Origin of the sequence: Kitasatospora phosalacinea (genome assembly GCF_000716545.1) — a bacterium.
Lineage (GTDB): Bacteria > Actinomycetota > Actinomycetes > Streptomycetales > Streptomycetaceae > Kitasatospora > Kitasatospora phosalacinea.
On sequence record NZ_JNWZ01000030.1, the window covers coordinates 46821 to 73029 of the forward strand.

The 26209-nt window shown below is 71.2% G+C and carries 21 protein-coding genes and 2 tRNA genes; 19 read left to right on the forward strand and 4 right to left on the reverse strand.

What is annotated here, in order from left to right; all coding sequences use genetic code 11:
* Positions 1–4: 4 nt before the first annotated feature.
* Entirely contained in the window at positions 5–1048 is a 1044-nt protein-coding gene (locus tag OO48_RS16925; protein ID WP_033217022.1) for a M23 family metallopeptidase, read from the forward strand.
* 65 nt (positions 1049–1113) lie between these two features.
* On the opposite strand, the gene OO48_RS16930 is transcribed toward OO48_RS16925, so the two are convergent.
* A tRNA-Gly gene (locus tag OO48_RS16930) sits at positions 1114–1187 on the reverse strand.
* A gap of 151 nt (positions 1188–1338) precedes the next feature.
* Between OO48_RS16930 and OO48_RS16935 the strand changes: the two genes are divergently transcribed.
* The 5 genes from OO48_RS16935 to clpX all read left to right on the forward strand — a co-directional run bounded on the left by OO48_RS16935 (position 1339) and on the right by clpX (position 6215).
* Positions 1339–1412 (forward strand) — tRNA-Pro (locus OO48_RS16935).
* A gap of 258 nt (positions 1413–1670) precedes the next feature.
* Positions 1671–3062, forward strand: coding sequence for a trigger factor (gene tig / locus OO48_RS16940; RefSeq protein ID WP_033217024.1), 1392 nt, complete (start codon positions 1671–1673; stop codon positions 3060–3062).
* A 249-nt stretch (positions 3063–3311) separates the two neighbouring features.
* Complete coding sequence (locus OO48_RS16945; RefSeq protein ID WP_033217098.1) at positions 3312–3941, forward strand: ATP-dependent Clp protease proteolytic subunit; 630 nt, start codon at positions 3312–3314, stop codon at positions 3939–3941.
* Positions 3942–3985: 44 nt separating this feature from the next.
* Positions 3986–4648: an ATP-dependent Clp protease proteolytic subunit gene (locus tag OO48_RS16950; protein ID WP_033217026.1), complete on the forward strand. Its 663-nt coding sequence runs from the start codon at positions 3986–3988 to the stop codon at positions 4646–4648.
* 280 nt (positions 4649–4928) lie between these two features.
* Positions 4929–6215 carry an ATP-dependent Clp protease ATP-binding subunit ClpX gene (clpX, locus tag OO48_RS16955; RefSeq protein ID WP_014135752.1) on the forward strand — a complete coding sequence of 429 codons (1287 nt, stop codon included), beginning with the start codon at positions 4929–4931 and terminating at the stop codon, positions 6213–6215.
* Between the two features lie 103 nt (positions 6216–6318).
* Here the strand turns inward: clpX and OO48_RS35205 are convergent, their stop codons facing one another.
* Together OO48_RS35205 and OO48_RS16965 are read right to left on the reverse strand one after the other, a co-directional pair.
* Entirely contained in the window at positions 6319–7143 is an 825-nt protein-coding gene (locus OO48_RS35205) for a hypothetical protein (protein WP_051732220.1), read from the reverse strand.
* 37 nt (positions 7144–7180) lie between these two features.
* Positions 7181–8101 (reverse strand): proline-rich domain-containing protein, encoded by a 921-nt coding sequence (locus OO48_RS16965; RefSeq protein WP_033217028.1) that lies wholly within the window; start codon positions 8099–8101, stop codon positions 7181–7183.
* A 159-nt stretch (positions 8102–8260) separates the two neighbouring features.
* Between OO48_RS16965 and OO48_RS16970 the strand changes: the two genes are divergently transcribed.
* Both OO48_RS16970 and OO48_RS16975 read left to right on the forward strand, forming a co-directional pair.
* Positions 8261–10900, forward strand: a complete 2640-nt coding sequence (locus OO48_RS16970) for a valine--tRNA ligase (protein ID WP_033217030.1) — start codon at positions 8261–8263, stop codon at positions 10898–10900.
* Between the two features lie 272 nt (positions 10901–11172).
* Positions 11173–11703: a hypothetical protein gene (locus tag OO48_RS16975; protein WP_157845471.1), complete on the forward strand. Its 531-nt coding sequence runs from the start codon at positions 11173–11175 to the stop codon at positions 11701–11703.
* A gap of 62 nt (positions 11704–11765) precedes the next feature.
* Here OO48_RS16975 and OO48_RS16980 read toward each other — a convergent pair whose 3' ends face one another.
* A complete protein-coding gene (locus OO48_RS16980) occupies positions 11766–13343 on the reverse strand; it encodes a chitinase (protein WP_033217034.1) in 1578 nt (525 codons plus the stop codon).
* A 168-nt stretch (positions 13344–13511) separates the two neighbouring features.
* Here OO48_RS16980 and folC point away from each other — a divergent pair, with 168 nt between their 5' ends.
* The 11 genes from folC to OO48_RS17035 all read left to right on the forward strand — a co-directional run bounded on the left by folC (position 13512) and on the right by OO48_RS17035 (position 25966).
* Entirely contained in the window at positions 13512–14903 is a 1392-nt protein-coding gene (gene folC / locus OO48_RS16985) for a bifunctional tetrahydrofolate synthase/dihydrofolate synthase (RefSeq protein WP_033217037.1), read from the forward strand.
* A gap of 6 nt (positions 14904–14909) precedes the next feature.
* A complete protein-coding gene (locus tag OO48_RS16990) occupies positions 14910–15272 on the forward strand; it encodes a DUF4233 domain-containing protein (protein ID WP_033217039.1) in 363 nt (120 codons plus the stop codon).
* Positions 15273–15411: 139 nt separating this feature from the next.
* Complete coding sequence (gene ndk, locus OO48_RS16995) at positions 15412–15825, forward strand: nucleoside-diphosphate kinase (RefSeq protein ID WP_033217041.1); 414 nt, start codon at positions 15412–15414, stop codon at positions 15823–15825.
* Between the two features lie 364 nt (positions 15826–16189).
* A complete protein-coding gene (locus tag OO48_RS17000) occupies positions 16190–17215 on the forward strand; it encodes a rod shape-determining protein (RefSeq protein WP_033217100.1) in 1026 nt (341 codons plus the stop codon).
* Between the two features lie 68 nt (positions 17216–17283).
* Positions 17284–18219, forward strand: a complete 936-nt coding sequence (gene mreC / locus OO48_RS17005; protein WP_033217043.1) for a rod shape-determining protein MreC — start codon at positions 17284–17286, stop codon at positions 18217–18219.
* On the forward strand, positions 18219–18863 hold the full coding sequence (gene mreD, locus OO48_RS17010; RefSeq protein ID WP_033217049.1) for a rod shape-determining protein MreD: 645 nt from the start codon (positions 18219–18221) through the stop codon (positions 18861–18863). The genes mreC and mreD overlap by 1 nt, the downstream gene beginning before the upstream one ends.
* 21 nt (positions 18864–18884) lie before the next feature.
* Positions 18885–21119, forward strand: coding sequence for a penicillin-binding protein 2 (gene mrdA, locus OO48_RS17015; protein ID WP_033217050.1), 2235 nt, complete (start codon positions 18885–18887; stop codon positions 21117–21119).
* A complete protein-coding gene (gene rodA / locus OO48_RS17020; RefSeq protein WP_033217051.1) occupies positions 21116–22315 on the forward strand; it encodes a rod shape-determining protein RodA in 1200 nt (399 codons plus the stop codon). Before mrdA ends, rodA begins: the two co-directional genes overlap by 4 nt.
* Before the next feature lie 87 nt (positions 22316–22402).
* Positions 22403–24331 (forward strand): TIGR03960 family B12-binding radical SAM protein, encoded by a 1929-nt coding sequence (locus tag OO48_RS17025; RefSeq protein WP_033217052.1) that lies wholly within the window; start codon positions 22403–22405, stop codon positions 24329–24331.
* Positions 24332–24429: 98 nt separating this feature from the next.
* Entirely contained in the window at positions 24430–25059 is a 630-nt protein-coding gene (locus tag OO48_RS17030; protein ID WP_051732221.1) for a hypothetical protein, read from the forward strand.
* 133 nt (positions 25060–25192) lie between these two features.
* Complete coding sequence (locus tag OO48_RS17035) at positions 25193–25966, forward strand: TIGR03936 family radical SAM-associated protein (protein WP_033217054.1); 774 nt, start codon at positions 25193–25195, stop codon at positions 25964–25966.
* The last annotated feature ends 243 nt before the right edge of the window (positions 25967–26209 follow it).

Here is a 26209-nt window from a genome sequence, read left to right on the forward strand (position 1 = left end):
CTTCATGTCCGTCCAGGGCAAGCACCGCAAGCCGCGCCTGGCCACCGTCGCCCGCATCGCCATCGCCGTCGGCGTCGCCGGCGCCGCGATCGGCCTTCCGGTCACCGCCGCCTCCGCGCACGGCACCGCCGACCAGCACGACGGCGGCCGCCAGTGGGGCAGCGTCTCGGTCGACGCCACCCCCGTCGCCGACCACACCACCGACACCGCCGCCGCGGAGTCCTACCGGGTCGCCGCCGGCGACACCCTCTCCAAGATCGCCGACGCGAAGAACGTGGACGGCGGCTGGGAGAAGCTCTACCAGGACAACCGCTCGGTCATCGGCGGCAACCCGAACCTGATCTACCCGGGCCAGCAGCTGACCGTCCACGGCAAGGCCGCCGTGACGACCTCCGCCACCGCCTCCTCCTCGGACGCCGCGGCCACCGCCGCCGCCCCGAAGACCTCGACCAAGTCGAGCACCGGCACCGCGAAGGCCCAGGCCCCGGCCCAGACCAAGGTCCAGACCCAGACCAAGGCCCAGACCCAGAAGCCGGCCCCGTCGTCGTCCTCCGCGTCGTCCGCCACCGCGAAGCCGTCGGCCGCGAAGCCGTCGACCTCCACCGCCCCCGCCGCCTCCGGCAGCTCCTCCGCGAGCTCCTCCTCCGGCTACGTCGCCCCCGCGCCGGGCAGCGTCACCACCGGTTACAAGGTGGCGGGCTCCAGCTGGTCCAGCGGCTACCACACCGGCATCGACTTCCCGGTCGCCACCGGCACCAGCCTCAAGGCCGTCGCCAACGGCACCGTGGTCTCGGCCGGCAACGGCGGCGCCTACGGCAACCAGGTCGTCATCAAGCTCGCCGACGGCAAGTACGCCCAGTACGCGCACCTGTCCTCGATCTCGGTCTCGGCCGGCCAGTCCGTGACCGCGGGCCAGCAGATCGGCCTGTCCGGTGCCACCGGCAACGTGACCGGCCCGCACCTGCACTTCGAGATCCGCACCACCCCGGACTACGGCTCCGACATCGACCCGGTCGCCTACCTGGCGGCCCACGGCGTCAACGTCTGATCCCCGGCACCACCCGGGAACGGCGACGGCCCCGACCGCTGGTGCGGTCGGGGCCGTCGGCCTCGTGGAGCGGGTGACGAGAATCGAACTCGCGTGACCAGTTTGGAAGACTGGGGCTCTACCATTGAGCTACACCCGCAAAGGAGCGTCCGCCGCCACCGCTGAGGTGGTGAGGACGGGCCCAGCGTACCTGGTCGGGTCGGTGGATTGCACACTCCTTCGCCGTTGTCGGCTCGCCGATATCGCCCCGGCCGGAGGCGGGCCGACGTGTACTCTTCTGCTCGGCACCACGGGGTGTGGCGCAGGTTGGTAGCGCGTCCGCTTTGGGAGCGGAAGGCCGTCGGTTCGAATCCGGTCACCCCGACCGTGTGCGGCAGGGTCTCGTCGTAGGGCGGGGCCCTGTTGTCGTTGCGGCGCCCTGCGGCGTCCCTCCCGCAAGTCCCCGCAGCCCCCTCCGCAGCCCCGCCGGTGCGGCCCGCACGCCCCGCCCCCGGGCCAGCCCCGGTGCCGGGCACAGCCGCTTTCGTGGTACCGGTAGGATGGACCGCTGGCGGTAGTACGGACAGCAATGCAGCCCCAACCGCCTATCGCCCTGACCGCAAGCCCCCTAGGAGACCCAACCGTGAAGAGCGCCGTCGAGACTCTGAACCCCACCCGGGTTCGACTCACCGTCGAGGTGCCCTTCGAGGAGCTCAAGCCCAGCCTCGACGCGGCGTACAAGAAGATCAACCAGCAGGTCACCGTTCCGGGCTTCCGCAAGGGCAAGATTCCGAACAAGGTGATCGACCAGCGCTTCGGCCGGGGCGCGGTGCTGGAGGAGGCCGTCAACGACGCGCTTCCGCGCTTCTACACGCAGGCCGTCGACGAGGGCCAGATCGACGTCCTGGGCCAGCCCGACATCACCGAGATCGAGGGTGTCGAGAACCTGGCCGACGGCGGTGACCTCAAGTTCACCGCCGAGGTCGACGTGCGCCCCGAGGTCACCCTGCCCGAGTTCTCCGAGATCGAGGTCGTGGTCGACCCGATCGAGGTCGGCGACGAGGACGTCGAGAAGTCCCTGGAGCAGCTGCGCGAGCGCTTCGCCTCCGTCAAGGACGTCGAGCGCGCCGCCGCCGAGGGCGACATCGTGGTGGTCGACCTGGAGGCCAAGGTCGACGGCGAGGTGCCGGAGGACGGCACCGCCACCGGCGTGAGCTACGAGATCGGCTCCGGCCGCCTGCTGGACGGCATCGACGAGGCCGTGATCGGCCTGTCCGCCGGCGAGTCCAAGACCTTCACCACCACCCTCAAGGGCGGCACCCAGGTCGGCAAGGACTCCGAGGTCACCGTCACCGTGACCACCGTCCAGGAGAAGGAACTCCCCGCGCTGGACGACGAGTTCGCGCAGCTGGCGAGCGAGTTCGACACCCTGGAGGAGCTCCGCGCCGACTCCGTCAAGCGCCTGGAGCGCATGAAGGAGTTCGACCAGGCCACTCAGGCCCAGGAGAAGGTCCTCGACGAGCTGCTCGCGCGCGTCGAGATGGAGTACCCGGAGAAGCTGCTCGCGGACGAGATCGGCACCCGCAAGCACAACCTGGAGCACCACCAGCTGGAGCCGATGGGCCTGACCCTCGACACCTACCTCGCCTCCCAGGACAAGTCCCTCGAGGACTACGAGAAGGAGACCGAGGAGCAGGCGAAGAAGGGCATCAAGACCCAGTTCGTGCTGGACCAGATCGTCAAGAACGAGGAGCTGGGCGTCAACCAGGAGGAGCTCACCGAGCACCTCATCCGCCGCGCCGCCGGCTCCGGCCTGACCCCGGACCAGTTCGCCCAGCAGGTCGTCCAGGGCGGCCAGGTGCAGCTGCTGGTCGGCGAGGTCGCCCGCGGCAAGGCGCTGGCCCTGGTCGTCGAGGCCGCCAAGGTGACCGACACCAACGGCGAGACCGTCTCCTTCGAGGACGACGAGGAGGAGACCACCGAGGCCGCCGCGGCCGCCGCGGCGGAGACCTCCGAGGAGTCCGCCGAGGCCTGAGCCTCCTGACCGTCGGGCCGCCGACGGGGCGTCGCAGCACCGGGAACGGGCCCGGACACCGCACGGTGTCCGGGCCCGTTCGCGTCCGTCCGGCCCGCCCGCACGCGTTCGGCCTGCTCACCCTGCGCTCACAGCGAACAGTTCTGCGTGGGGGATTCAGCGGCGGGGCCTGCGCGTTAGGGTCGGTGGACAGCGACACACACGCAGATCGACTGAGCAGGTGGCTAAGTGACGTTCCCGCAGATGCAGATGCCTGGCCCGATGGCACCGCACGCCGCCGGCGGCGACGTGGGTGGCGGCCTGGGCGACCAGGTCTACAACCGGCTGCTCAACGAGCGCATCATCTTCCTCGGCCAGCAGGTCGACGACGACATCGCCAACAAGATCACCGCCCAGCTGCTGCTGCTCGCGGCGGACCCCGAGAAGGACATCTACCTCTACATCAACTCCCCGGGTGGATCCATCTCGGCCGGCATGGCGATCTACGACACCATGCAGTACATCAAGAACGACGTGGTCACCATCGCGATGGGCATGGCGGCGTCGATGGGCCAGTTCCTGCTGACCGCGGGCGCCAAGGGCAAGCGCTTCTCGCTGCCGAACGCCAACATCCTGATGCACCAGCCCTCCGCGGGCCTCGGCGGCTCCGCCACCGACATCCGGATCCAGGCCGAGCAGCTGCTGCGCACCAAGAAGCGGATGTCGGAGCTCATCGCCTTCCACAGCGGCCAGTCCTTCGACCAGATCACCGCGGACTCCGACCGCGACCGCTGGTTCACCCCGGAGGAGGCCAAGGCGTACGGCCTGATCGACGAGATCATGCACAGCGCCGCGGACGTCCCGGGCGGCGGCGGCACCGGCGCCGGCCTGGCCGGCTGACCGGCATCGCATCCCTGACCGCACGCTTCGGAGGACCAGAAACCATGAACATCCCCAGCCTGTCGGGCGCCAAGGCCCGCCTGGAGGACATGCGCGCCGAGGGCCGCTACATCGTCCCGCGCTTCGTCGAGCGCACCTCGCAGGGCATCCGCGAGTACGACCCGTACGCCAAGCTGTTCGAGGAGCGCATCATCTTCCTCGGCTCGCAGGTGGACGACGTCTCGGCGAACGACATCATGGCGCAGCTGATCTGCCTGGAGTCGATGGACCCGGACCGGGACATCTCGCTCTACATCAACTCGCCCGGCGGCTCGTTCACCGCGCTGACCGCGATCTACGACACCATGCAGTTCGTGAAGCCGGACATCCAGACGGTCTGCATGGGCCAGGCCGCCTCGGCCGCCGCGGTCATCCTGGCCGCCGGCACCCCCGGCAAGCGCCTCGCGCTGCCGAACGCCCGGGTGCTGATCCACCAGCCGTACACCGAGACCGGCCGCGGCCAGGTGTCCGACCTGGAGATCCAGGCCAGGGAGATCTTCCGGATGCGCGAACAGCTGGAGACCATGCTGGCCAAGCACTCCAGCAAGGACGTCGAGCGGGTCCGCGAGGACATCGAGCGCGACAAGATCCTCACCGCCGAGGAGTCGCTGGAGTACGGGCTGATCGACCAGATCGTCTCGACCCGGAAGAACTCGTACACCGACTGACCCTCCTGCCCCGGGGCGGTGCGTACGTGACGTACGCCCCGCCCCGGGGCGTTCCGGTCCGGGCGTCCGTCCCGCACAATGGGCAGTCGGGTCCATGCGCCCGCGACGGCATCTGTTCGGTATCAATTCGCCCAGGGCGTAGGGCAGAGCGGTCGAAGTCGGCGGAAACAGCGGCTAGGCAGAGTACCGTCGGATACCAGACCGACCGCCGACGGCGCAGCCGGTCTCACAGCACCAGGCCCCGACCCCCGCGGGGCCCCTGGCGAAGGGGAAGCACCTCGTGGCACGCATCGGAGACGGTGGCGACCTGCTCAAGTGCTCGTTCTGCGGCAAGTCGCAGAAGCAGGTGAAGAAGCTGATCGCCGGGCCAGGCGTGTACATCTGCGACGAGTGCATCGACCTGTGCAACGAGATCATCGAGGAGGAGCTCGCCGAGAGCTCCGAGGTGCGCTTCGAGGAACTCCCGAAGCCCCGCGAGATCTACGAGTTCCTCGACCAGTACGTGGTCGGCCAGGACCTCGCCAAGAAGGCGCTGTCGGTCGCGGTCTACAACCACTACAAGCGCGTCCAGGCCGGCGAGGCCGGGCGCAGCGGCAGCGGCCGGGACGACGCGATCGAGCTGGCCAAGTCCAACATCCTGCTGCTGGGCCCGACCGGCTCCGGCAAGACGCTGCTGGCGCAGACCCTGGCCCGGATGCTGAACGTGCCGTTCGCGATCGCGGACGCCACGGCGCTGACCGAGGCCGGCTACGTCGGCGAGGACGTCGAGAACATCCTGCTGAAGCTGATCCAGGCGGCCGACTACGACGTCAAGAAGGCCGAGACCGGGATCATCTACATCGACGAGATCGACAAGGTCGCCCGCAAGAGCGAGAACCCGTCGATCACCCGGGACGTCTCCGGCGAGGGCGTGCAGCAGGCGCTGCTGAAGATCCTGGAGGGCACCACCGCCTCGGTGCCGCCGCAGGGCGGCCGCAAGCACCCGCACCAGGAGTTCATCCAGATCGACACCACCAACGTGCTGTTCATCGTGGGCGGCGCGTTCGCGGGCCTGGAACGGATCATCGAGGGCCGGGCCGGCGCCAAGGGCATCGGCTTCGGCGCCACCATCCGCTCCAAGCGCGAGGTCGACTCGGCGGACCACTTCCGCCAGGTGATGCCGGAGGACCTGGTGAAGTTCGGGATGATCCCGGAGTTCATCGGCCGCCTCCCCGTCATCACCAGCGTGCACAACCTGGACCGCGAGGCGCTGCTGCAGATCCTCACCGAGCCGAAGAACGCGCTGGTGAAGCAGTACCGCAAGCTGTTCGAACTCGACGGCGTGGAGCTGGAGTTCACCCGGGACGCGCTGGAGGCGATCGCCGACCAGGCGATCCTGCGCGGCACCGGCGCGCGCGGCCTGCGGGCCATCATGGAGGAGGTGCTGATGTCCGTGATGTACGAGGTGCCCTCCCGTCAGGACGTCGCCCGCGTGGTGGTCACCGGGGACGTGGTCTCCAAGCACGCCATCCCGACCCTGGTCCCGCGCGACATGATCAAGCGCGAGCGCCGGGAGAAGAGCGCCTGAGCCGCACCGCCGCACGACGACACGGGAAGGGCCCCGCACCGGTGACCGGTGCGGGGCCCTCCTCCGTTGCCCGCCCGTCGGCGGACCGCCGTGCGGCGGAGGCCTACTTGACGACCTCGGTGGCCTGGCGCAGCTCGCGGGCGTCGGCGGCGATCTTGCCCAGGTCGACCTCGTCCGAGGACCGCTCCATCACGAGCATCAGGGCGGAGTTGTCGGCCCAGATGCAGAAGTTGGCGGACAGGCCCTCGTCGTCCTTGCCGGTGGCGCAGTCCATCTTGCCGCCGAGCGGGCCCGGGTCCATCGACTTGCGCGGGCCGGAGCCCGGCATGTCCTTGAACTCGGCGTCCATCTGGGCCTTCGGGTCGGAGATCTTGCCGTAGTAGGCGCCGACCCTGATCTCGAGCTCGTCCGAGGTGTAGATGGCGGCGACCGCGCCGTCCGGCGCACCGCCGCTGGTGGAGGCGTCCTGCTTGATCCCGGCGGCCAGCGCCTGGGCCTGGGTCGCGTTCTCCGAGCTGTCCATGTCGTGGAAGGTCCCGGGCAAGTCGTTCAGCTTGTACTTGCCGGTCTTCGAGACGGTGTCGTAGGCGAAGTAGCCGACCACGCCGACGCCGCCGAGGATCAGGACGGACACGATCGACAGCGTGATCCACAGGCCCTTGCGGGACTTCCGCGGCGGAGCCGGGTAGCCGGGCGGGTAGCCGGGCACGCCGGCGGGGTAGCCCTGGGGCGGCACCGCGGCGCCGCCCCAGGGCTGCTGGGGCTGCTGCTGCGGGTACCCGTACCCAGGCTGGGGGGCGCCCTGCTGCGGGTAGCCGTATCCGGGCTGCGGCGGGGCGGCCGGGGCGCCCTGCGGGGGTATCGGGGCGCCGGGGGCCGGCGGCGGCCCGAAACCGGGCTGCGGCGGGCCGAACTGGTTGTCGGACACGGCTGGGGCTCCGTTCACATGGAGGTTGTGCGGGGGGCTACTTGGCGACGGTCGAGGCGTCCCGGAGTTGGCGGGCCAGCGTGACCATCTCGTCCAGCGTCATCGCCTTGGCGGTCTTGTCGAGGTTGACCGCGGTGACCGAGCCGAGCGTGGAGTGCGACGCGAACACGCAGGCCGGCTGCTCCCGCCCGGTGCTGGCCGAGGCGGCCACGGCGCAGTACAGCCGGCTGCCCGGGTCCTTCGGGTCCTTGGCGTCGAAGCTCTTGAACGGCACCTTCCAGGTGACCTTCTTGCTGTCCGAGGTGGCCTCGGAGTTGCTCTCGTCGATGCTCTGCTCGGCCCGGGCGGTCAGCGCCTTGGCGGCCTTGTCGGGGTCGTCGACGCTGCCCCAGGTGCCGTTGATGTTGACCAGTTGGGAGGTGTTCTTCGAGTAGGTCACGCTGATCGAGGCCTCGAAGGTGCCGACCGCCTCCAGGCCGTCCAGGCCGTCGGCCTCCTCGGTGCCCTTCTTGGTGTAGCCGGCGACGCCCCCGGTCTCCGCCAGCTTGTACTTGCCCTTGGTGCCGGCGCCCTTGGACGGGTCGGCGCTGTCGCCGCCCTTCAGGCCCCACCAGAGGCCGCCGCCGATCGCGGCCAGCACCACGACGACGATCAGGAGGACGAGCCCGCCCCTGCGCTTGGACGGCGCGGGCGGCGGCGGGTAGCCGCCGTAACCCTGCTGCGGGGGCACGCCGTACTGCTGCGGCGGCTGCTGTCCGTAACCGGGCTGGCCGTAACCGGGCTGTCCGTAACCGGGCTGCGGCGGGGCCTGCTGGGGGTAGCCGTACCCGGGCTGCTGCTGCGGCGCGCCGTACGCGGGCGGCTGCTGTCCGTAGCCGGGCTGCGGCGGCGGCGCGCCGTACGGCTGCTGCGGCTGCCCCTGCGGGTACTGCTGCGGTCCCTGCCCCTGGCCGTACATCCGTCGTCAGTCTCCCCCGCCGCACCGGTGTCGCGCGGCCCCGTGGTCGTCAAGTGGCCTACCATGCGGCACGCTACCGTACGGCCCCCCCGGTGCGCCCGAGTGGTCCGGGCACAATCGGTTCGTAACCGCGGTCCGGCCTTCCGTAAACTGTGTGTCGTGACCGACACGACGAACCAGCGCCCCGCGAGCTCGCACCCCGGGGCCGACGCAGCCACCCTCCCGACGACCTACGCCCCGGCCGAGGTAGAGGGCGAGCTGTACGAGCGCTGGGTGGAGCGCGGTTACTTCACGGCCGACGCGAAGAGCGAGAAGCCGGCGTACACCATCGTCATCCCGCCACCGAACGTCACCGGCGCGCTGCACCTGGGCCACGCCTTCCAGCACACGCTGATGGACGCGCTGACCCGCCGCAAGCGGATGCTCGGCTTCGAGGCGCTGTGGCTCCCGGGCATGGACCACGCGGGCATCGCCACCCAGAACAAGGTGGAGCAGCAGCTCGCCGAGGCCGGCCTGTCCCGGCACGACCTGGGCCGGGAGGCCTTCGTCGACAAGGTCTGGGAGTGGAAGGAGAACTACGGCGGGCGGATCCTCGGCCAGATGCGCCGCCTCGGTGACGGCGTTGACTGGTCGCGCGAGCGCTTCACCATGGACGAGGGCCTCTCCCAGGCCGTCCAGACCATCTTCAAGAAGCTCTTCGACGACGGCCTGATCTACCGCGCCGAGCGCATCATCAACTGGTGCCCGCGCTGCCTGACCGCGCTGTCCGACATCGAGGTCGAGCACGAGGACGTCCCCGGCGAGCTGGTCTCGATCCGCTACGGCGACGGCGACGACTCGATCGTGGTCGCCACCACCCGGGCCGAGACCCTGCTGGGCGACACCGCGATCGCCGTCCACCCGTCCGACGAGCGCTACGCGCACCTGGTCGGCCGGACCGTCAAGCTGCCGCTGACGGACCGTGAGATCCCGGTCGTCGCCGACGAGCACGTCGACCCGGAGTTCGGCACCGGCGCCGTCAAGGTGACGCCCGCGCACGACCCGAACGACTTCGCCATCGGCCAGCGCCACAACCTGCCGAACCTGACGGTGATGGACGAGCGCGGCACCATCACGGTGCACGGCCCGTTCCTCGGCCTGGACCGGCACGACGCGCGCGCCGCGGTGGTCGGCGCACTGCGCGAGCAGGGGCGCATCGTCGCCGAGAAGCGCCCCTACGAGCACGCGGTCGGCCACTGCTCGCGCTGCCACACCGTGGTCGAGCCCCGGCTGTCGCTGCAGTGGTGGGTCAAGGTCGAGCCGCTGGCGAAGGCCGCGGGCGACGCGGTCCGCGACGGCCGGGTCGAGATCCACCCGAAGGAGCTGGAGCGCCGCTACTTCGACTGGGTCGACAACATGTACGACTGGTGCATCTCGCGCCAGCTCTGGTGGGGCCACCGGATCCCGGTCTGGTACGGCCCGGACGGCGAGGTCGTCTGCGTCGGCCCGAACGAGCAGCCCCCCGCCGGCGAGGGCTGGGTCCAGGACCCGGACGTGCTGGACACCTGGTTCTCCTCCGGCCTGTGGCCGTTCTCCACCCTCGGCTGGCCGGAGAAGACGGCCGACCTGGAGAAGTTCTACCCGACCGACGTGCTGCTGACCGGCCACGACATCATCTTCTTCTGGGTCGCCCGGATGATGATGTTCGGCCTGTACGCGATGGACGGCGAGATCCCGTTCAAGACCATCGCGCTGACCGGCCTGGTCCGCGACGAGTTCGGCAAGAAGATGTCGAAGTCCTCCGGCACCGCCGTCGACCCGCTGGACTGGATGGACGCCTACGGTGCCGACGCGGTCCGCTTCACGCTGGCCCGCGGCGCCAACCCCGGCGCCGACGTGCCGATCGGCGAGGACTGGGTCAAGGGCTCGCGGAACTTCTGCAACAAGATCTGGAACGCCACCCGCTTCGCCCTGATGAACGGCGCCACCGTCCAGGGCCCGCTGCCCGCGCCGGAGGAGCTCACCGCCGCGGACCGCTGGATCCTGTCCCGGCTGAACGCCACGGTCGCCGAAGTCGACGCGCTGTACGAGGACTTCGAGTTCGCCAAGGTCTCCGACGCGCTGTTCCACTTCGCCTGGGACGAGGTCTTCGACTGGTACGTCGAGCTCTCCAAGACCACGCTGAACAAGGGGGGCGCGCAGGCCGACCACGCCCGCCGCGTCCTCGGCGAGGTGCTGGACGTGACGCTGCGCCTGCTGCACCCGATCGTCCCGTTCGTCACCGACGCGCTGTGGACGACGCTCACCGGCGCCGAGTCGGTCGTGATCGCCGAGTGGCCGAAGGACTCCGGCTACCGGGACGCCGACGCCGAGTCGGAGATCGCCCTGCTGCAGCGGGTGGTCACCGAGGTCCGCCGGTTCCGCAACGACCAGAACCTGAACGCCACCCAGAAGGTCCCGGCGCGGCTGGAGTTGGCCGGCCACCGGCTGGAGGTGCACGAGGCGGCGATCCGCTCGCTGCTGCGCCTGACGCCGGCGGAGGAGGGCTTCCACGCCACCGCCTCGCTCCCGGTGGCCGGCACCACCGTCGAACTCGACCTGTCCGGCACCATCGACGTCCCGGCCGAACGCAAGCGCCTGCAGAAGGACTTGGCGGCGGCCGAGAAGGAGAAGGCGCAGGCCGCCGGCAAGCTCGGCAACGAGGCCTTCCTGGCCAAGGCGCCGGACGAGGTGGTCGCCAAGATCCGCACCCGGCAGGCGGCCGCCGAGGCCGACATCGCCCGGATCACCGCCCAACTCGCGGCGCTGCCGCAGGGCTGACCACGCGTCAGGCAGGGCCGCCGCTCCTCCGGGAGCGGCGGCCCTGCGCCTTTTCCCGGGTTGTTCCCCGCGATCTGTCAATTCCCTTGCCCGCGAGTCGCGGTACGACCGGAACACCCCCTATTCGGCGTCATTACCGGGCAATTGGCGGGCCGCGTCAATTGGAATGCATTGCGTCGCCGATCCCCGCGCGTTCAGCGACCTTTGCACTTCCGGTGTGTACGGTGGGCGGAAGTTCCCATTCGGGCGGGGCACGAACGGAGGGTGCGCGCATGAGGGCGACCGGGGAGTTGGTCGACGAACTTCCGGACGAACTTCCGAGGGAAGAAGTGGAGGCGGCCAAGGCCAGGGCGGCGACGCTGCTGCTGGCATTCCGGCACGGGAACCAGGTCGCCTTCGACGCCGAGCTGGACCGGCTGCTGGCCGAGCACGTGGAGCGCGAGGTGGCCACCCTGCTGGTGTGGATCGCCGCCGAGGCGGTCCGCAAGGCGTACGCCCCCGAGGTCGCCGACCGGGTGCTGCGCGGCCTCGCCCGGCGCGCCCCGCACGACACCGCCCAGGTGCCGGTGGACGAGGAGGCGGCCGGCGCCGCCCTGCTGCTGGAGGCCGTCGCCGCGGGCGACGCGGCCGAGGTCCGCGCCCTGGTGGCCGGCACGCCCGACACCACCTACCTGCTCGGCGGCCTGGTGCAGGCGGTGGCGATGATGCTGCCGCTGCTGCCCGAGGGCGAGGCCGAGGAGATCGCCGCCGAACTGCGCCGCCGGCACGCCGGCCGGCTGCCGATGCCCCGCGGCACCCGCTGACGGAACGCCGCCGCGCGCCCCGGGGCGGGTGGCTCCCGCCCCGGGACGCGCGACCGGTCAGGTCACGGCATCGCGTGCAGGTGCGAACCGACCGTGTTGGCGATCTGGTTGCCCGCGGTGGCGTCCCAGTTGGTGGACCAGGTCATCGCGCCGCCGATGGTCGGCCAGGTCCGACTCGGCTTGAACGAACCGCAGTTGGTGCCGGCGGCCAGGCAGTCCAGCGCGTTGTTCACGACCGACGGGCTGACGTAGCCGCCGCCCGCCGCGCTGGTGGAGGCCGGCACGCCCAGGCCGACCTGGTCGGGCCGCAGGCCGCCCTGGAGCTGGATGCAGGCCAGCCCGGTGAGGAAGTTCTCGGTGCCCTGCGAGTAGACGCCGCCGTCGCAGCCGAGCATCGCCCCGCTGTTGTAGTACTGCATGTTGACGATGGTCAGGATGTCCTTGGTGGCCAGCGCCAGCTTGAAGTACTCGCCGCCGGTGGACTGCATGCCGATGGTCTCCGGCGCCATGGTCAGCACGAACCCGGAGCCGACCTTGGCGGCCAGGCTGTGCAGCGCCTGCGACATGTAGGTGGCGTTGACGCCGTTCTCCAGGTCGATGTCGATGCCGTCGAAGCCGTACTGCTGGATCAGGCCGTAGGCCGAGTCGGCGAAGTTGGCCGCGGCCGTGGAGTTGGACACCGAGACGGTGCCGTTCTGTCCGCCGACCGAGACGATCACCTTCTTGCCCGCCGCCCGCTTGGCCGCGATGTCGGCCTTGAACTGGGCCTCGGTGTAGCCGCCGAGCTTGGAGGAGAGCGTCGGGTCCAGGGTGAAGCTGATCCCGCCCTGGGTGCTGGTGGCGTCCGCGAAGGCCACCGCGATGATGTCGTACGCGGCCGGGACGTCGCTGATCCGCTGCGGGGTGGCGCCGTTGTAGAAGTCCTGCCAGTAGCCGGTCAGCAGGTGCTTGCGGGGCGGCGCGGTCGGGCTGGCCGAGGGCGACGGGGACGCCGGGCCGGTGGTGCCCTCGCTGACGGTCGGGGTCGGCTTGGGGCTGGTGTTCGACGGCGTCGGGTCGACGATGACCGTGCCGGACGGCGAGGGGCTGGTACCGGTGCCCGGGCCGACCAGCGAGACCTTGTCCACGGTGAACGGCGCCTGCCCGTACCAGCCGTGGAACCACACCGACACCGAGGTGGTGGACGCGCCGGTGGTGAAGGTGGAGGTCAGGTTGTTCCAGCCGGAGTCGGAGCTCCACACCGACGGGTCGGTGCCGCCGGTCCCGGTGACGCCCGCGAACACGTAGCTGCCCTGCACGGCGGCGGTCAGGGTGTACGTCGAGTTGGGCAGCACCGTGACGCTCTGGCTGCAGTTGGCGTAGTCCGTGCCGGCCGGGGAGCCCTGCAGGTCCCACCCGGTGGCGGAGTTGTTCACCGCGGTGACGGTGGGGCCGCAGGTCCACGGGCTGAGGTGGTTGCCGGCCGAGAAGTCGCCGTTGGCGAGCACGTTGACGTTGGGCGCGGCGGTGGTGCCCGCGCTGGCCGTGCCGGAGCCGGCCAGGACCAGGCCGACCAGGCCGGTGCCGGCCGCCAGCAGGCCGGCGAGCAGGGCCCGTCCGGTGCGCGGGCGGTGGTGCGGTCGTGGCTGTGGTGCACGCATGCCATCTCCATGTGGGGGAGTGTCGATGGGGGTGCGGTGCGGGGAGCGTCGAACGTGGCGCGGGTGGGAGCGACTCACACGGTGGAGTAGACCAATTCCGGTGTCAAGGGGGCCCGCGCCCCGGGGCGCCCGTCCGGGCCGGCCGCGCGGAGTCCTTAGACTGGCAAGGTGAGCGACAAGGCCGAGCCCAACCCCTACACCGTCCGTCCCGCCGACGCCGGCGGCACCGACTCCGAACTGCGCGCCGTCGAGGCGGAACTGGCCACCCGCTGGCCGGAGAACAAGCTGGAGCCCTCGCTGACGCGGATCGAGGCGCTGATGGACATCCTGGGCCAGCCGCAGCGCTCCTACCCCTCGATCCACATCACCGGCACCAACGGCAAGACCTCCACCGCCCGGATGGTCGAGCAGCTGCTCGGCGCCTTCGAGCTGCGCACCGGCCGCTACACCTCCCCGCACGTGGAGTCGGTCACCGAGCGGATCAGCCTGGACGGCACGCCGATCACCCCCGAGGGGTTCGTCGAGACCTACCGGGACATCGAGCCCTACGTGCGGATGGTGGACGCCGCCCAGCCGGTCGCGATGTCCTTCTTCGAGGTGCTCACCGGCATGGCCTACGCCGCCTTCGCCGACGCGCCGGTGGACGTCGCGGTGGTCGAGGTCGGCATGGGCGGCTCCTGGGACGCCACCAACGTGATCGACGCCCAGGTCGCCGTGATCACCCCGATCGGCCTGGACCACACCGACAAGCTGGGGGAGACCACCGGCGAGATCGCGGTCGAGAAGTCCGGCATCATCAAGCCCGGCGCGCTGGCCGTGGTCGCCCAGCAGCAGCTGGACGCCGCCGAGACCATCCTGCGCCGCGCCGTCGAGGTGGACGCCACGGTGGCCCGCGAGGGCATGGAGTTCGGCGTGCTGCGCCGCGAGGTCGCGGTCGGCGGCCAGCTGGTCACCCTGCGCGGCCTCGGCGGCCACGAGTACCAGGACCTCTTCCTCCCGCTGCACGGCGACCACCAGGCGCAGAACGCCGCGCTGGCGCTCGCCGCGGTCGAGGCGTTCTTCGGCATCGGCCAGGGCGGCGCCGAGCACCTGGACGAGGACAAGGTCCGGCAGGCGCTGTTCGGCGTCTCCTCGCCGGGCCGGCTGGAGGTCGTCCGCCGCAGCCCCACCGTCATCCTGGACGCCGCGCACAACCCGCACGGCGCGCAGGCCGCGGTCTCCGCGATCGGGGAGGCGTTCGGCTTCACCAAGCTGGTCGGCGTGATCGCCACCAGCGGCGACAAGGACGTGACCGGCCTGCTGGAGGTCTTCGAGCCGATCCTCGCCGAGATCGTGGTCACCCAGAACTCCACCCACCGCGCGATGCCGGTCGACCGGCTGGCCGCGCTCGCCGTCGAGGTCTTCGGCGAGGACCGGGTGCAGGTCGAGCCGCGCCTGGACGACGCGATCGACGCCGCCGTCACCCTCGCCGAGGAGGAGGACCTCGGCGGCGCCGGCGTCCTGGTCACCGGCTCCGTCATCACGGTGGGCGAGGCGCGCCTGCTGTTCGGAAGGAAGTAACCGCAGATGCGCACCCTGTGCTCCTCCACGCTGATCGGCGAGGCGCTGCTGATCGTGTTCGCCGGCCTGGTCGCGATGAAGCTCACCGACGTCGGCACCGGCACCATCTGGGCGGTCAGCGCGGCGGCGATCCTCCTGTGCGTGCTGCTCTGCGGCGTGATCACCCGTCCCGGCGCGGTGCAGGTCGGCTGGGTGCTGCAGGCGGCCGTGCTGGCCAGCGGGCTGGTGCTGCCGACCATGTACGCCTTCGGCGTGGTCTTCGGCGGGCTGTGGTGGTGCTCGGTGCACTACGGCCGCAAGATCGACGTGCTCAAGGCGCAGCGGGCGGCCGCCGCCGAGGCGGCCGAGGCCGCCCCGGCCGCCGCCTGACCGGCCGTCGGCGGTGCCCCGGCCGCCGCCCGCCGGCCCCGGCGGGCGGTCGGACGGGCCTGGTCAACGGGCCCGCCACCCGACCGGGGTAGTGTCGGGGGCACAGTCAGGCACGACCGAACACCTCAGGAGCCGTACCGTGTCCCAGCGCACCCTCGTCCTGCTCAAGCCCGACGCCGTGCAGCGCGGCCTGGCCGGCGAGATCATCAGCCGGATCGAGCGCAAGGCGGGCTGGCGGTTCGCTGCGATGGAGCTTCGCACCTTCGACCGGGCCACCCTCGAGCAGCACTACGCCGAGCACGTCGGCCGCGACTTCTACGAGCCGCTGCTGGGCTTCATGACCTCCGGCCCGTCGATCGCGCTGATCGTCGAGGGCGAGAACGTGATCCCCGGCATCCGGGCGCTGGCCGGCGCGACCGACCCGCTGGCGGCCGGCGCGGGCACCATCCGCGGCGACTACGCGACCATCACCCGGGAGAACCTGATCCACGCCTCGGACTCCCCGGAGTCGGCCGAGCGCGAGATCAAGATCTTCTTCCCGGCCCACGCGTGAGGGTTCGGTAGCGATCCGGTGCCCCGGCCCCCACCGGGGCATGGGGCGCCGCTCTCGGGGAACGAGCAGCTCAGCGGCCGGATGGCGGCTCGTGTTGCTCCCTCTGGGCGTTAATCGTCAAATCACGGAACCCTACCCTCCGACACGGCGTCCCAATGCCAGGAGAAGCCGATTCGCCCCCGGAGAATGGGCGGCACGCCGTACCCGCCGCCCGCGCTGACCGGCGTGACTACGATGGACCCAACTCACGGGCACGGAGCGGCTGCTCAGCCGCCGTAAGCCCCGTCGCGGGCGTGCGCGGCCGGCCCGCTCCCCGCCCTTGATCCGAACTCGGGAAGGCACTCGACATCCCATGGCGAACAACCTGTCGTTTCTCGGCCGGGACCTGGCGATCGACCTAGGCACCGCGAACACGCTGGTGTACGTCCGGGGCAAGGGCATCGTGCTGAACGAGCCGTCGGTGGTGGCCGTGAACACCAACACCGGCGGGATCCTCGCGGTCGGGGCCGAGGCGAAGAAGATGATCGGCCGCACCCCCGGCAACATCGTCGCGATCCGCCCGCTCAAGGACGGCGTGATCGCCGACTTCGAGATCACCGAGCGGATGCTGCGGTACTTCATCATGAAGATCCACCGCCGCCGCTACCTGGTCCGCCCGCGGGTCGTGGTCTGCGTCCCCTCCGGCATCACCGGCGTCGAGCGCCGCGCCGTGGTCGAGGCCAGCATCCAGGCCGGCGCCCGCCAGGTGCACATCATCGAGGAGCCGATGGCCGCGGCGATCGGCTCCGGCCTGCCCGTGCACGAGCCCACCGGCAACATGGTGGTCGACATCGGCGGCGGCACCACCGAGGTCGCGGTGATCTCGCTCGGCGGGATCGTCACCGCCCAGTCGCTGCGGGTGGCCGGCGACGAGCTGGACAGCGCCATCGTCCAGCACATCAAGAAGGAGTACAGCCTGCTGCTGGGCGAGCGCTCCGCCGAGCAGATCAAGATGTCGATCGGCTCCGCGTTCGGCCTGGAGGGCGAGAAGGACGAGCACGCCGAGATCCGCGGCCGCGACCTGGTCTCCGGCCTGCCCAAGACGGTGGTGATCTCGGCCGCCGAGGTCCGCGAGGCCATCGACGAGCCGGTGAACTCGATCATCGACTCGGTGAAGACCACCCTGGACCAGTGCCCGCCGGAGCTCGCGGGCGACGTGATGGACCGCGGCATCGTGCTCACCGGCGGCGGCGCCCTGCTGCGCGGCCTGGACGAGCGGCTGCGCCGGGAGACCGGCATGCCGGTGCACATCGCGGAGAACCCGCTGGACTCGGTGGCGCTGGGGGCGGGCAAGTGCGTCGAGGAGTTCGAGGCGCTGCAGCAGGTACTGGACGCCCAACCGCGTCGTTGAGCAAGGCAATTCGAATACACACCGAGCTGAGCTGATGGCATTCAGCACGAAGGGGCGGCGGCGTCACCGTGAGGGACACCCGACAGAGTCGACTACTGCTGATCCTGCTGGTCCTGGTGGCCTTCGCACTGATCACCGTGGACATCAAGGGCGGTGACGACTCGCCGCTCGGCGGTGCCCGCCGGGCCGCCGCCTCCGCGCTCGGCCCGGTGGAGGACGCCGCGGCGGGCGCGGTCGACCCGGTCGCCGGCTACATCCGGGCGGTCCGCGACGCCGGCACCCACCAGCAGCGCCTCGACCAGATCACCAGGGAGAACACCGAGCTGCGCCAGAAGCTGGCCTCCTCGGACGCCGCCGCCGGGCGCGGCAAGCAGCTCGACGAGATGCTGCGCACCGCCGGCGCCGGCGGCTACACGGTCAAGGCCGCCCAGGTCATCGCGATCGGCGCGGCCCAGGGCTTCTCCTGGACCATCACCATCGACGCCGGCAGCGACGACGGACTGACCCGCGACATGACCGTCATCGACGGCCAGGGCCTGGTCGGCCGGATCACCACCGTCGCGCCCACCACCGCCACCGTGCTGCTCGCCTCCGACCCCGGCTTCACCGCCGGCGTCCGGCTGGAGGGCGGCGGCGAGATCGGCTTCGCGGCCGGACAGGGCGCCTCGCCGATGCGGATCGAGCTGCTCAACGGCCGGGCCCAGGTGAAGGCCGGCGACCGGCTGGTCACCTTCGGCTCGCAGAGCGGCCGCCCGTTCGTGCCCGGCGTGCCGGTCGGCACCGTCAAGGAGGTGCAGGCCACGCCGGGCCAGCTGACCAAGACCATCCTGGTCGAGCCGTACGTGCAGTTCACCCGGCTCGACCTGGTCGGCGTGGTGGTCGTCCCGCCGCGCACCGACCCGCGGGACGGGGTGCTGCCGCCGGTGCCCGCCGCGTCCGCCGGCGCCGGGGGCAACCCGCAGGCGCCGATCGCCGCCGCACCGCCGACCACCGGGGGGAACTGATGCCGCGCGTGAGCCGGATCCTGCTGTCCGCCGTGCTGCTGGTGCTGGCCCTGGTGATCCAGGTCAGCGTCCTCGGCCGGCTCCAACTGCCCGGCGCCACCCCGGACCTGCTGATGCTGGTGGTGGTCGGGCTGGCCCTGGTCTACGGGCCGGCCGGCGGCTGCCTGGTCGGCTTCTCGGCTGGCCTGCTGGCCGACCTCGCCCCGCCGTCCGACCACGCGGTCGGCCGGTACGCGCTGGTGCTGTGCGTCGTCGGCTACGGCGCCGGCCTGCTCAAGCCGGAGGGCGGCCGGCAGCGCTCGGCGCTGTCCGCGCTGGGCGTGGTGGCGGTCGCCGCGGTGGCCTCCACCCTGCTGTACGCGACGGTGGGCGCGCTGGTCGGCGACACCGCGGCCCGGCACGTCGGACTGACCGGCCTGGTCTTCAGCGCCCTGCTGTACGACGTGCTGCTGGCCCCGTTCACGGTGCCGCTGGTGATGCTGCTGGGCCGCCGCTTCGACGGCGACCGGGTGATCAACGAGACCGAGCGCGGCGCGGACGGCGGCTCCGGCCTCGGCGCGCTGGCCCGCTACCGGACCACCCGCGAGCCCTCCGCCACCCCCTACAAGAAGAAGCGCGCGCTCGGCCTCGCCAAGCGCCCCTGAGCCGGGACGGAGTCCGCGCACGTGAGCAACATCCCCGAGACCGGCCGGAGCCGCCGGGTGACGATCCGGCTGGTCGTCCTCCAGGTGCTGGTGCTGTCGCTGCTCGCCACCCTCGGCGGCCGGCTGTGGTACCTCCAGATCCGCAACGGCAAGGAGTTCAGCGAGAAGGCCCAGGGCAACCACATCCGCGAGGTGGTGGAGCCCGCCGTCCGCGGCGAGATCCTGGACGCCTCCGGACGGATCCTGGCCGGCAACGAGACCAAGCTGGTGGTGTCGGTCTCCCGCACCGCGCTGATGCAGCAGAAGGACCGGGGCAAGGCCGTCCTGTCCCGCCTCGCCGACGTGCTGGGCGTCCCGGCCGACGAGGTGAGGAACAAGGTCCGGCTGTGCGACGCCAAGACGCCGCAGCCGTGCTGGAACGGCTCCCCGTACCAGCCGATCCCGGTCACCCAGCAGGCCACCACCCAGCAGGCGATGCAGATAATGGAACGCCGCGAGGACTTCCCCGGCGTCACCGCCCAGCCCACCGCGCTGCGCCGCTACACCAACGCGGAGGGCGCCAGCGCCGCCCAGATCCTCGGCTACCTCTCGCCGGTCACCGACGACGAGGTCACCAAGACCGCCGACAAGTCCGGCCGGGAGCGCCGCCTGCCCTCCGACCAGATCGGCCGGGCCGGCCTGGAGTCGGTCTACGACGACGACCTGCGCGGCACCACCGGCGTCGACCGGCTGGAGGTCGACAACCTCGGCCGGGTGATCGGCAGCGCGGGCAACACCCCCGCGCAGTCCGGCAACAACCTGGTCACCTCGATCGACGCCCGAGTGCAGAAGGTGGTCGAGGACCAGCTGGCCCAGGCCATGGCCGAGGCCCGCAAGGTCTACGACAAGGAGACCAGCAAGAACTACATCGCCGACTCCGGCGCGGCCGTCGTGATGGACGTGCACACCGGCCGGATCGTGGCGATGGCCAGCGCTCCCACCTACGACCCCAACCTGTGGGTCGGCGGCATCTCCGCCAAGGACTACGAGTCGCTGAACAGCAAGGACTCCAACTACCCGCTGATCAACCGGGCCATACAGGGTCAGTCCGCGCCCGGCTCCACCTTCAAGGTGATCTCCACCACCGCCGCCGTGCAGGCCGGCTACGACCTCAACGGGCACTACCCGTGCCCGAAGTCGCTGACCATCGGCGGCCGCGAGTTCAAGAACTTCGAGAGCGAGCAGTTCGGCGACATCACGCTGGAGAAGGCCCTGGAGGTCTCCTGCGACACCGTGTTCTACGGCCTGGCCTACGACCAGTGGATGAAGGACGGCGGCCTCAAGCCCAAGAAGGACGCCCAGGACTGGTTCTTCAGGACCGCCCACGAGTTCGGCCTCGGCGCCAAGACCGGCATCGACCTGCCCGGCGAGGTGGCCGGCCGGGTCCCCGACCGGCAGTGGAAGCAGGCGTACTACGACGCCATGAAGAACTCCTGGTGCGAGCAGGCGGCCAAGGGCGGCCACGAGTACGCCGACGAGATCGCCCGCGAGAACTGCGCCGACGGCAACCAGATGCGCGCCGGTGACATGGTCAACTTCGCCATCGGCCAGGGCGACACCCTGGTGACCCCGCTGCAGATGGCCCGGATCTACTCGGCGCTCGCCAACGGCGGCACGCTGTACCGGCCCACCATCGGCAAGGCGGTGGTCAGCCCCGACGGCACCCTGGTGCGCGACATCGCCCCGCACGAGGACGGCAAGATCCCCGCCCAGGGCAAGCTGCTGGAGTACATCGACCAGGCCACCGCCGGCGTCATCACCTCCGGCACCGCCGCCTGGAAGTTCACCGGCGCGGGCTGGCCGCAGGGCAAGATCGAGCTGCACGCCAAGACCGGCACCGCCGAGGTCATGGGCAAGCAGACCACCTCCTGGCTGACCACCTACAGCAACGACTATGCGGTGGTCATGACGATCAGTCAGGGCGGCACCGGCTCCGGCGGCTCCGGCGACTCGGTCCGCCGGATCTACCAGGCGCTGTACGGCGTCGACGACAAGGGCAACATCGACAACTCCAAGGCGCTGCTGCCCAAGCCGCAGGCCGAACTGCCCAAGTTCAACCCGGACGGCACCGCGATCGTCCCCACCGCGTTCAGCTACGAGCCCGGCGCCACCTTCCTGGACCCGGCCCCGCCGTCCCGGGCCGACCAGCCGGCCGGCGTCCTGCTGGCCGCCGTCGAACCCACCCGCGGCGGCGGGTACGGAAGGGGCCGGGCATGACCTCGTACGACTCCTACCGCACCGTCCGGCTGGCGCCCCGGCGCTCCCCGGTGGCCCGGGCGCTGGCCAAGGACTCCCCGCTGCGGCGGCTCGACTGGATCATGATCCTGGCGGCGCTGGCGCTGTCCCTGATCGGCTCGCTGCTGGTCTGGTCGGCCACCCGCGGCCGGGACTCGCTGACCCACGGCGACCCGCAGTACTTCCTGTACCGGCACCTGACCAACCTGGTGATCGGCATCGGCCTGTGCGCGGCGGTGATCCTGCTGGGCACCCGGCGGCTGCGCACCGCGGTGCCGTTCATCTACCTGGCCGTGGTCCTGATGCTGTTCGCGGTGCTCAGCCCGCTCGGCTCGACCATCAACGGCGCGCACTCCTGGATCCAGTTCGGCGGCGGGTTCTCCATCCAGCCCGCCGAGTTCGCCAAGCTGTCGATCGTGCTGGGCATGGCCGTGGTGCTGTCCTCCCGGGTCGACACCGGCGAGCGGGAGCACCCGCCCACCCGCAGCGTGCTGCAGGCGCTGGCGGTGGCGGGCTTCCCGATGGCCGTGGTCATGCTGATGCCGGACCTCGGCTCGGTGATGGTCATGGTGGTCACCATGCTCGGCGTGCTGCTGGCCTCCGGCGCCGCCAACCGCTGGGTGGTCGGCCTGCTGGCCGGCGGCACCGCCGGGGCGCTGGCGGTCTGGAAGCTCGGCATCCTCAGCCAGTACCAGATCGACCGCTTCGCCGCCTTCGCCAACCCGGCGCTCGACCCGGCCGGCGTCGGCTACAACACCGCGCAGGCCAGGATCGCGATCGGCTCCGGCGGCCTGACCGGCATGGGCCTGTTCCACGGCACCCAGACCACCGGCCAGTTCGTCCCCGAGCAGCAGACCGACTTCGTGTTCAGCGTGGCCGGCGAGGAACTCGGCTTCGCCGGCGGCCTGTTGATGCTCGGCCTGCTCGGCGTCATCATGTGGCGCGCCTGCCGGATAGCGCGCCAGGCCACCGACCTGTACGGGACGGTCCTGGCGGCCGGCGCGGTCACCTGGTTCGCCTTCCAGGCCTTCGAGAACATCGGCATGAACCTCGGCATCATGCCGGTCGCGGGCATCCCGCTGCCGTTCGTCTCCTACGGCGGCTCCTCGATGTTCGCGGTCTGGATCGCGATCGGACTGCTGCAGTCGGTGCGCTCCCAGCGGCCGATAGGGATCTAGCGCCGGTCATCGGTGTGGAAACAGTGACCCTCGGGGCTCGGCTACCCTGAAGGGTCACTGCTTTTTCTGCCGTAAAGGTCCTTGCGCATGACTGTCGAATCGGTCTTCCCACGCCTGGAGGCCCTCCTCCCGCACGTCCAGAAGCCGATCCAGTACGTCGGTGGCGAGCTCAACTCGACCGTCAAGGACTGGGACGCCTGCGACGTCCGCTGGGCGCTGATGTACCCCGACGCCTACGAGGTCGGCCTGCCCAACCAGGGCACCATGATCCTCTACGAGGTGCTGAACGAGCGCGAGGGCGTCCTCGCCGAGCGCAGCTACAGCGTCTGGCCCGACCTGGAAGCGCTGATGCGCGAGCACGGCGTCCCGCAGTTCACGGTCGACGCGCACCGCCCGATCAAGGCGTTCGACGTGTTCGGCCTGTCGTTCTCCACCGAGCTCGGCTACACCAACATGCTGACCGCGCTCGACCTGGCCGGCATCCCGCTGAACGCCGCCGACCGCACCACGGACGACCCGGTCGTCCTCGCGGGCGGCCACGCCGCGTTCAACCCCGAGCCGATCGCCGACTTCATCGACGCCGCCGTGATCGGCGACGGCGAGCAGGCCGTCCTGGACATCACCGACATCGTCCGGGCCTGGAAGGCCGAGGGCCGCCCCGGCGGTCGCGACGAGCTGCTGCTGCGCCTGGCCAAGACCGGCGGGGTGTACATCCCGCGGTTCTACGACGTCGAGTACCTGGCCGACGGCCGGATCGCCCGCGTCGTCCCGAACCGCCCCGGCGTGCCGTGGCGGGTCTCCAAGCACACCGTGATGGACCTCGACGAGTGGCCCTACCCCAAGCAGCCGCTCGTCCCGCTCGCCGAGACCGTGCACGAGCGGATGTCGGTGGAGATCTTCCGCGGCTGCACCCGCGGCTGCCGCTTCTGCCAGGCCGGCATGATCACGCGCCCCGTGCGGGAGCGAAGCATCACCGGCATCGGCGAGATGGTCGAGCGCGGCCTGAAGGCCACCGGCTTCGAGGAGGTCGGCCTGCTCTCGCTCTCCTCCGCCGACCACTCCGAGATCGCCGACATCACCAAGGGCCTGGCCGACCGCTACGCCGAGGACAAGGTCGGCCTGTCGCTGCCCTCCACCCGGGTCGACGCCTTCAACATCGACCTGGCCAACGAGCTGTCCCGCAACGGCCGCCGCTCCGGCCTCACCTTCGCCCCCGAGGGCGGCTCCGAGCGGATCCGCAAGGTCATCAACAAGATGGTGTCCGAGGAGGACCTCATCAACACGGTGGCCACCGCGTACGGCAACGGCTGGCGGCAGGTGAAGCTGTACTTCATGTGCGGCCTGCCCACCGAGACCGACGAGGACGTGCTGCAGATCGGCGAGATGGCCAAGAACGTCATCGCCAAGGGCCGCGAGGTCACCGGCACCAACGACATCCGCTGCACGGTCTCGATCGGCGGCTTCGTCCCCAAGCCGCACACCCCGTTCCAGTGGGCCCCGCAGCTCTCCGCCGAGGCCACCGACGAGCGGCTCACCAAGCTGCGCGACTCCATCCGCGGCGACCGCAAGTTCGGCAAGAACATCGGCTTCCGCTACCACGACGGCAAGCCCGGCATCATCGAGGGCCTGCTCTCCCGCGGCGACCGCCGGATCGGCGCCGTCATCCGGGCCGTCTACGAGGACGGCGGCCGCTTCGACGGCTGGCGCGAGCACTTCTCGTACGACCGCTGGATCGCCTCCGCCGAGAAGGGCCTGGCCGGCACCGGCGTCGACGTCGACTGGTACACCACCCGCGAGCGCTCCTACGAGGAGGTGCTGCCCTGGGACCACCTGGACAGCGGCCTCGACAAGGACTGGCTCTGGGAGGACTGGCAGGACGCGCTGGAGGAGGTCGAGGTCGAGGACTGCCGCTGGACCCCGTGCTTCGACTGCGGCGTCTGCCCGCAGATGGACACCCACATCCAGGTCGGCCCGACCGGCAAGAAGCTGCTCCCCCTGACGGTCGTCGACAACTGACGCGTCCTCACCCCGAGGGCCCCCGCCGCGACCCCGCGGCGGGGGCCCTTTGCCTCGGCATTACCATCGGCTGATCTGATGTCGACGGGGGAGCGGTGATGGCTCAGCAGGAACCGGTGCGGGGACAGCAGGGCGGCGGGTGCCTGGTCGCGGTGGTGCGCCCGGTGGTGGTGGCGGTCGTGGTGCCGCTGCGGCTGCTCTGGGAGCTGGTGGTGCTGATCGCCCGCGGCGTCGGCTGGGTGGTCGACAAGGTGCTGCTGTGGCCGCTGCGAACGCTGTGGCGGTACCTGCTGCGGCCGCTGCTGAAGTGGCTGGTCGTCATGCCGCTGCGCTGGCTGTGGCGCCACGTGCTGGAACCGGTGCTGGAGTTCCTCTGGCACTACGTGCTGGAGCCGGCCCTGAACGGGCTGGTGGCCGTCGCCCGCGGGTGCGGCAGGGTGATCGCCTGGTTGGGGTACTACCTGGTCGCGGTGCCGGCCCGGGCGGTGTGGGACTGGGTGGTGGTGCCGATCGGCAAGGCGTTCCACTACGGGCTGTGGCGGCCGGTGCTGTTCCCGGTGCTGCGCGCGCTGTGGCTGGCCTTCCGCTGGGCCTGGCGGATCGGCGGCCGGATCTGGCGCTCCGCCGTGGTCGCCCCGTGCCGCTGGGTGCGCCGCAGCGTCTGGTGGCCCGTCAAGGCGGAGATCCGCCGGGTGGCCCGGGAGGTACGGCGGACGCTGTTCGGCTGACGCACCGCGTACCCTTGGTGGGGACAAGGTCCGGCCGGAGCCGCACGCGGTGCGAGGCCGGACGGGGACAACTGACGAAGGACTGAGCCCCCTGGCACGCCGCACGCCCGACGGTCCGCCGCCCGCGCCGACGGTGCAGCGCATCCGTCTCCGCTACACCAAGCGCGGCCGTCTGCGCTTCACCAGCCACCGGGACTTCCAGCGGGCGTTCGAGCGCGCGCTCCGCCGCTCGGCCGTCCCGATGGCCTACTCCGCGGGCTTCACCCCGCACCCCAAGGTCTCCTACGCCAACGCCGCCCCGACCGGCACCGGCAGCGAGGCCGAGTACCTGGAGATCGGCCTCGCCGAGCACCGCGACCCCGAGGCGCTGCGCCGCCAGTTGGACGAGTCGCTGCCCCCCGGGCTGGACGTCACGGACGCCGTCGAGGTCGCCACGAGCAACTTCGTGGAGCGCCTGGAGGCCTCCGAGTGGCTGCTGCGCCTGCCCGGCGTGGAGCCCGCCGAGGCCGAGAAGGCCGCCGCCGTGTTCCTGGCCGCCGAGGCGGTCGAGGTCCAGCGGATGACCAAGAACGGCCTGCGCACCTTCGACGCGCGCGCCGCCGTCGCCGCGATGGAGATCGTCCCCGAGGGCTCCGCCCTGGCCGGGATCGGTGACGACACGGCCACGGAAGGTGCGGACGATGTTCGTACGGGTGCTCCCTGTGCGATACTGCGCCTGGTAGTACGACACGCCACACCCGCCGTACGACCCGACGACGTATTGTCCGGTCTCCGTTCGACGGCCGACCTCGCGCCGCCGGTCCCCGCAGAGGTGACCAGGCTGGCGCAGGGGCCGCTCGACGAGCAGACCGGCACGGTGACCGACCCGCTGGCGCTCGACCGCGCCGCGGCCGAGGTCGGCCGGTAGGCCGCCCCGCCGCGCGCAACCGCCGTCCGCCGAGTGGGCGGGAGCGCAGGCACGGAGAGAACTCCGCGCCTGCGGCTCCCCGGCCCCCGCGGCTCCCCAGGGGAGCGAGCGTCGTCGCGCGCAGGCCCGGCCACCCCTCGGCCAGGCCCTTGAAAACTGAGAAGACTGGTCAGACCAGAAGACTTTTCGCCTCCCCGCGCCCCGCGGGGGGCGAGCGAGACTACGAGCCCCTGTGCGGCCTCG

Excerpts from the sequence above, each read along its gene's own strand:
- OO48_RS17025 (WP_033217052.1), top strand. The coding sequence starts at position 22,403 with ATGACTGTCGAATCGGTCTTCCCACGCCTGGAGGCCCTCCTCCCGCAC.
- OO48_RS16945 (WP_033217098.1), top strand. The coding sequence starts at position 3,312 with ATGCCTGGCCCGATGGCACCGCACGCCGCCGGCGGCGACGTGGGTGGC.
- OO48_RS17030 (WP_051732221.1), top strand. The coding sequence starts at position 24,430 with ATGGCTCAGCAGGAACCGGTGCGGGGACAGCAGGGCGGCGGGTGCCTG.
- OO48_RS16990 (WP_033217039.1), top strand. The coding sequence starts at position 14,910 with ATGCGCACCCTGTGCTCCTCCACGCTGATCGGCGAGGCGCTGCTGATC.
- OO48_RS16980 (WP_033217034.1), bottom strand. The coding sequence starts at position 13,343 with ATGCGTGCACCACAGCCACGACCGCACCACCGCCCGCGCACCGGACGG.
- OO48_RS16975 (WP_157845471.1), top strand. The coding sequence starts at position 11,173 with ATGAGGGCGACCGGGGAGTTGGTCGACGAACTTCCGGACGAACTTCCG.
- OO48_RS16925 (WP_033217022.1), top strand. The coding sequence starts at position 5 with ATGTCCGTCCAGGGCAAGCACCGCAAGCCGCGCCTGGCCACCGTCGCC.
- OO48_RS16950 (WP_033217026.1), top strand. The coding sequence starts at position 3,986 with ATGAACATCCCCAGCCTGTCGGGCGCCAAGGCCCGCCTGGAGGACATG.
- rodA (WP_033217051.1), top strand. The coding sequence starts at position 21,116 with ATGACCTCGTACGACTCCTACCGCACCGTCCGGCTGGCGCCCCGGCGC.
- OO48_RS16965 (WP_033217028.1), bottom strand. The coding sequence starts at position 8,101 with ATGTACGGCCAGGGGCAGGGACCGCAGCAGTACCCGCAGGGGCAGCCG.
- mreD (WP_033217049.1), top strand. The coding sequence starts at position 18,219 with ATGCCGCGCGTGAGCCGGATCCTGCTGTCCGCCGTGCTGCTGGTGCTG.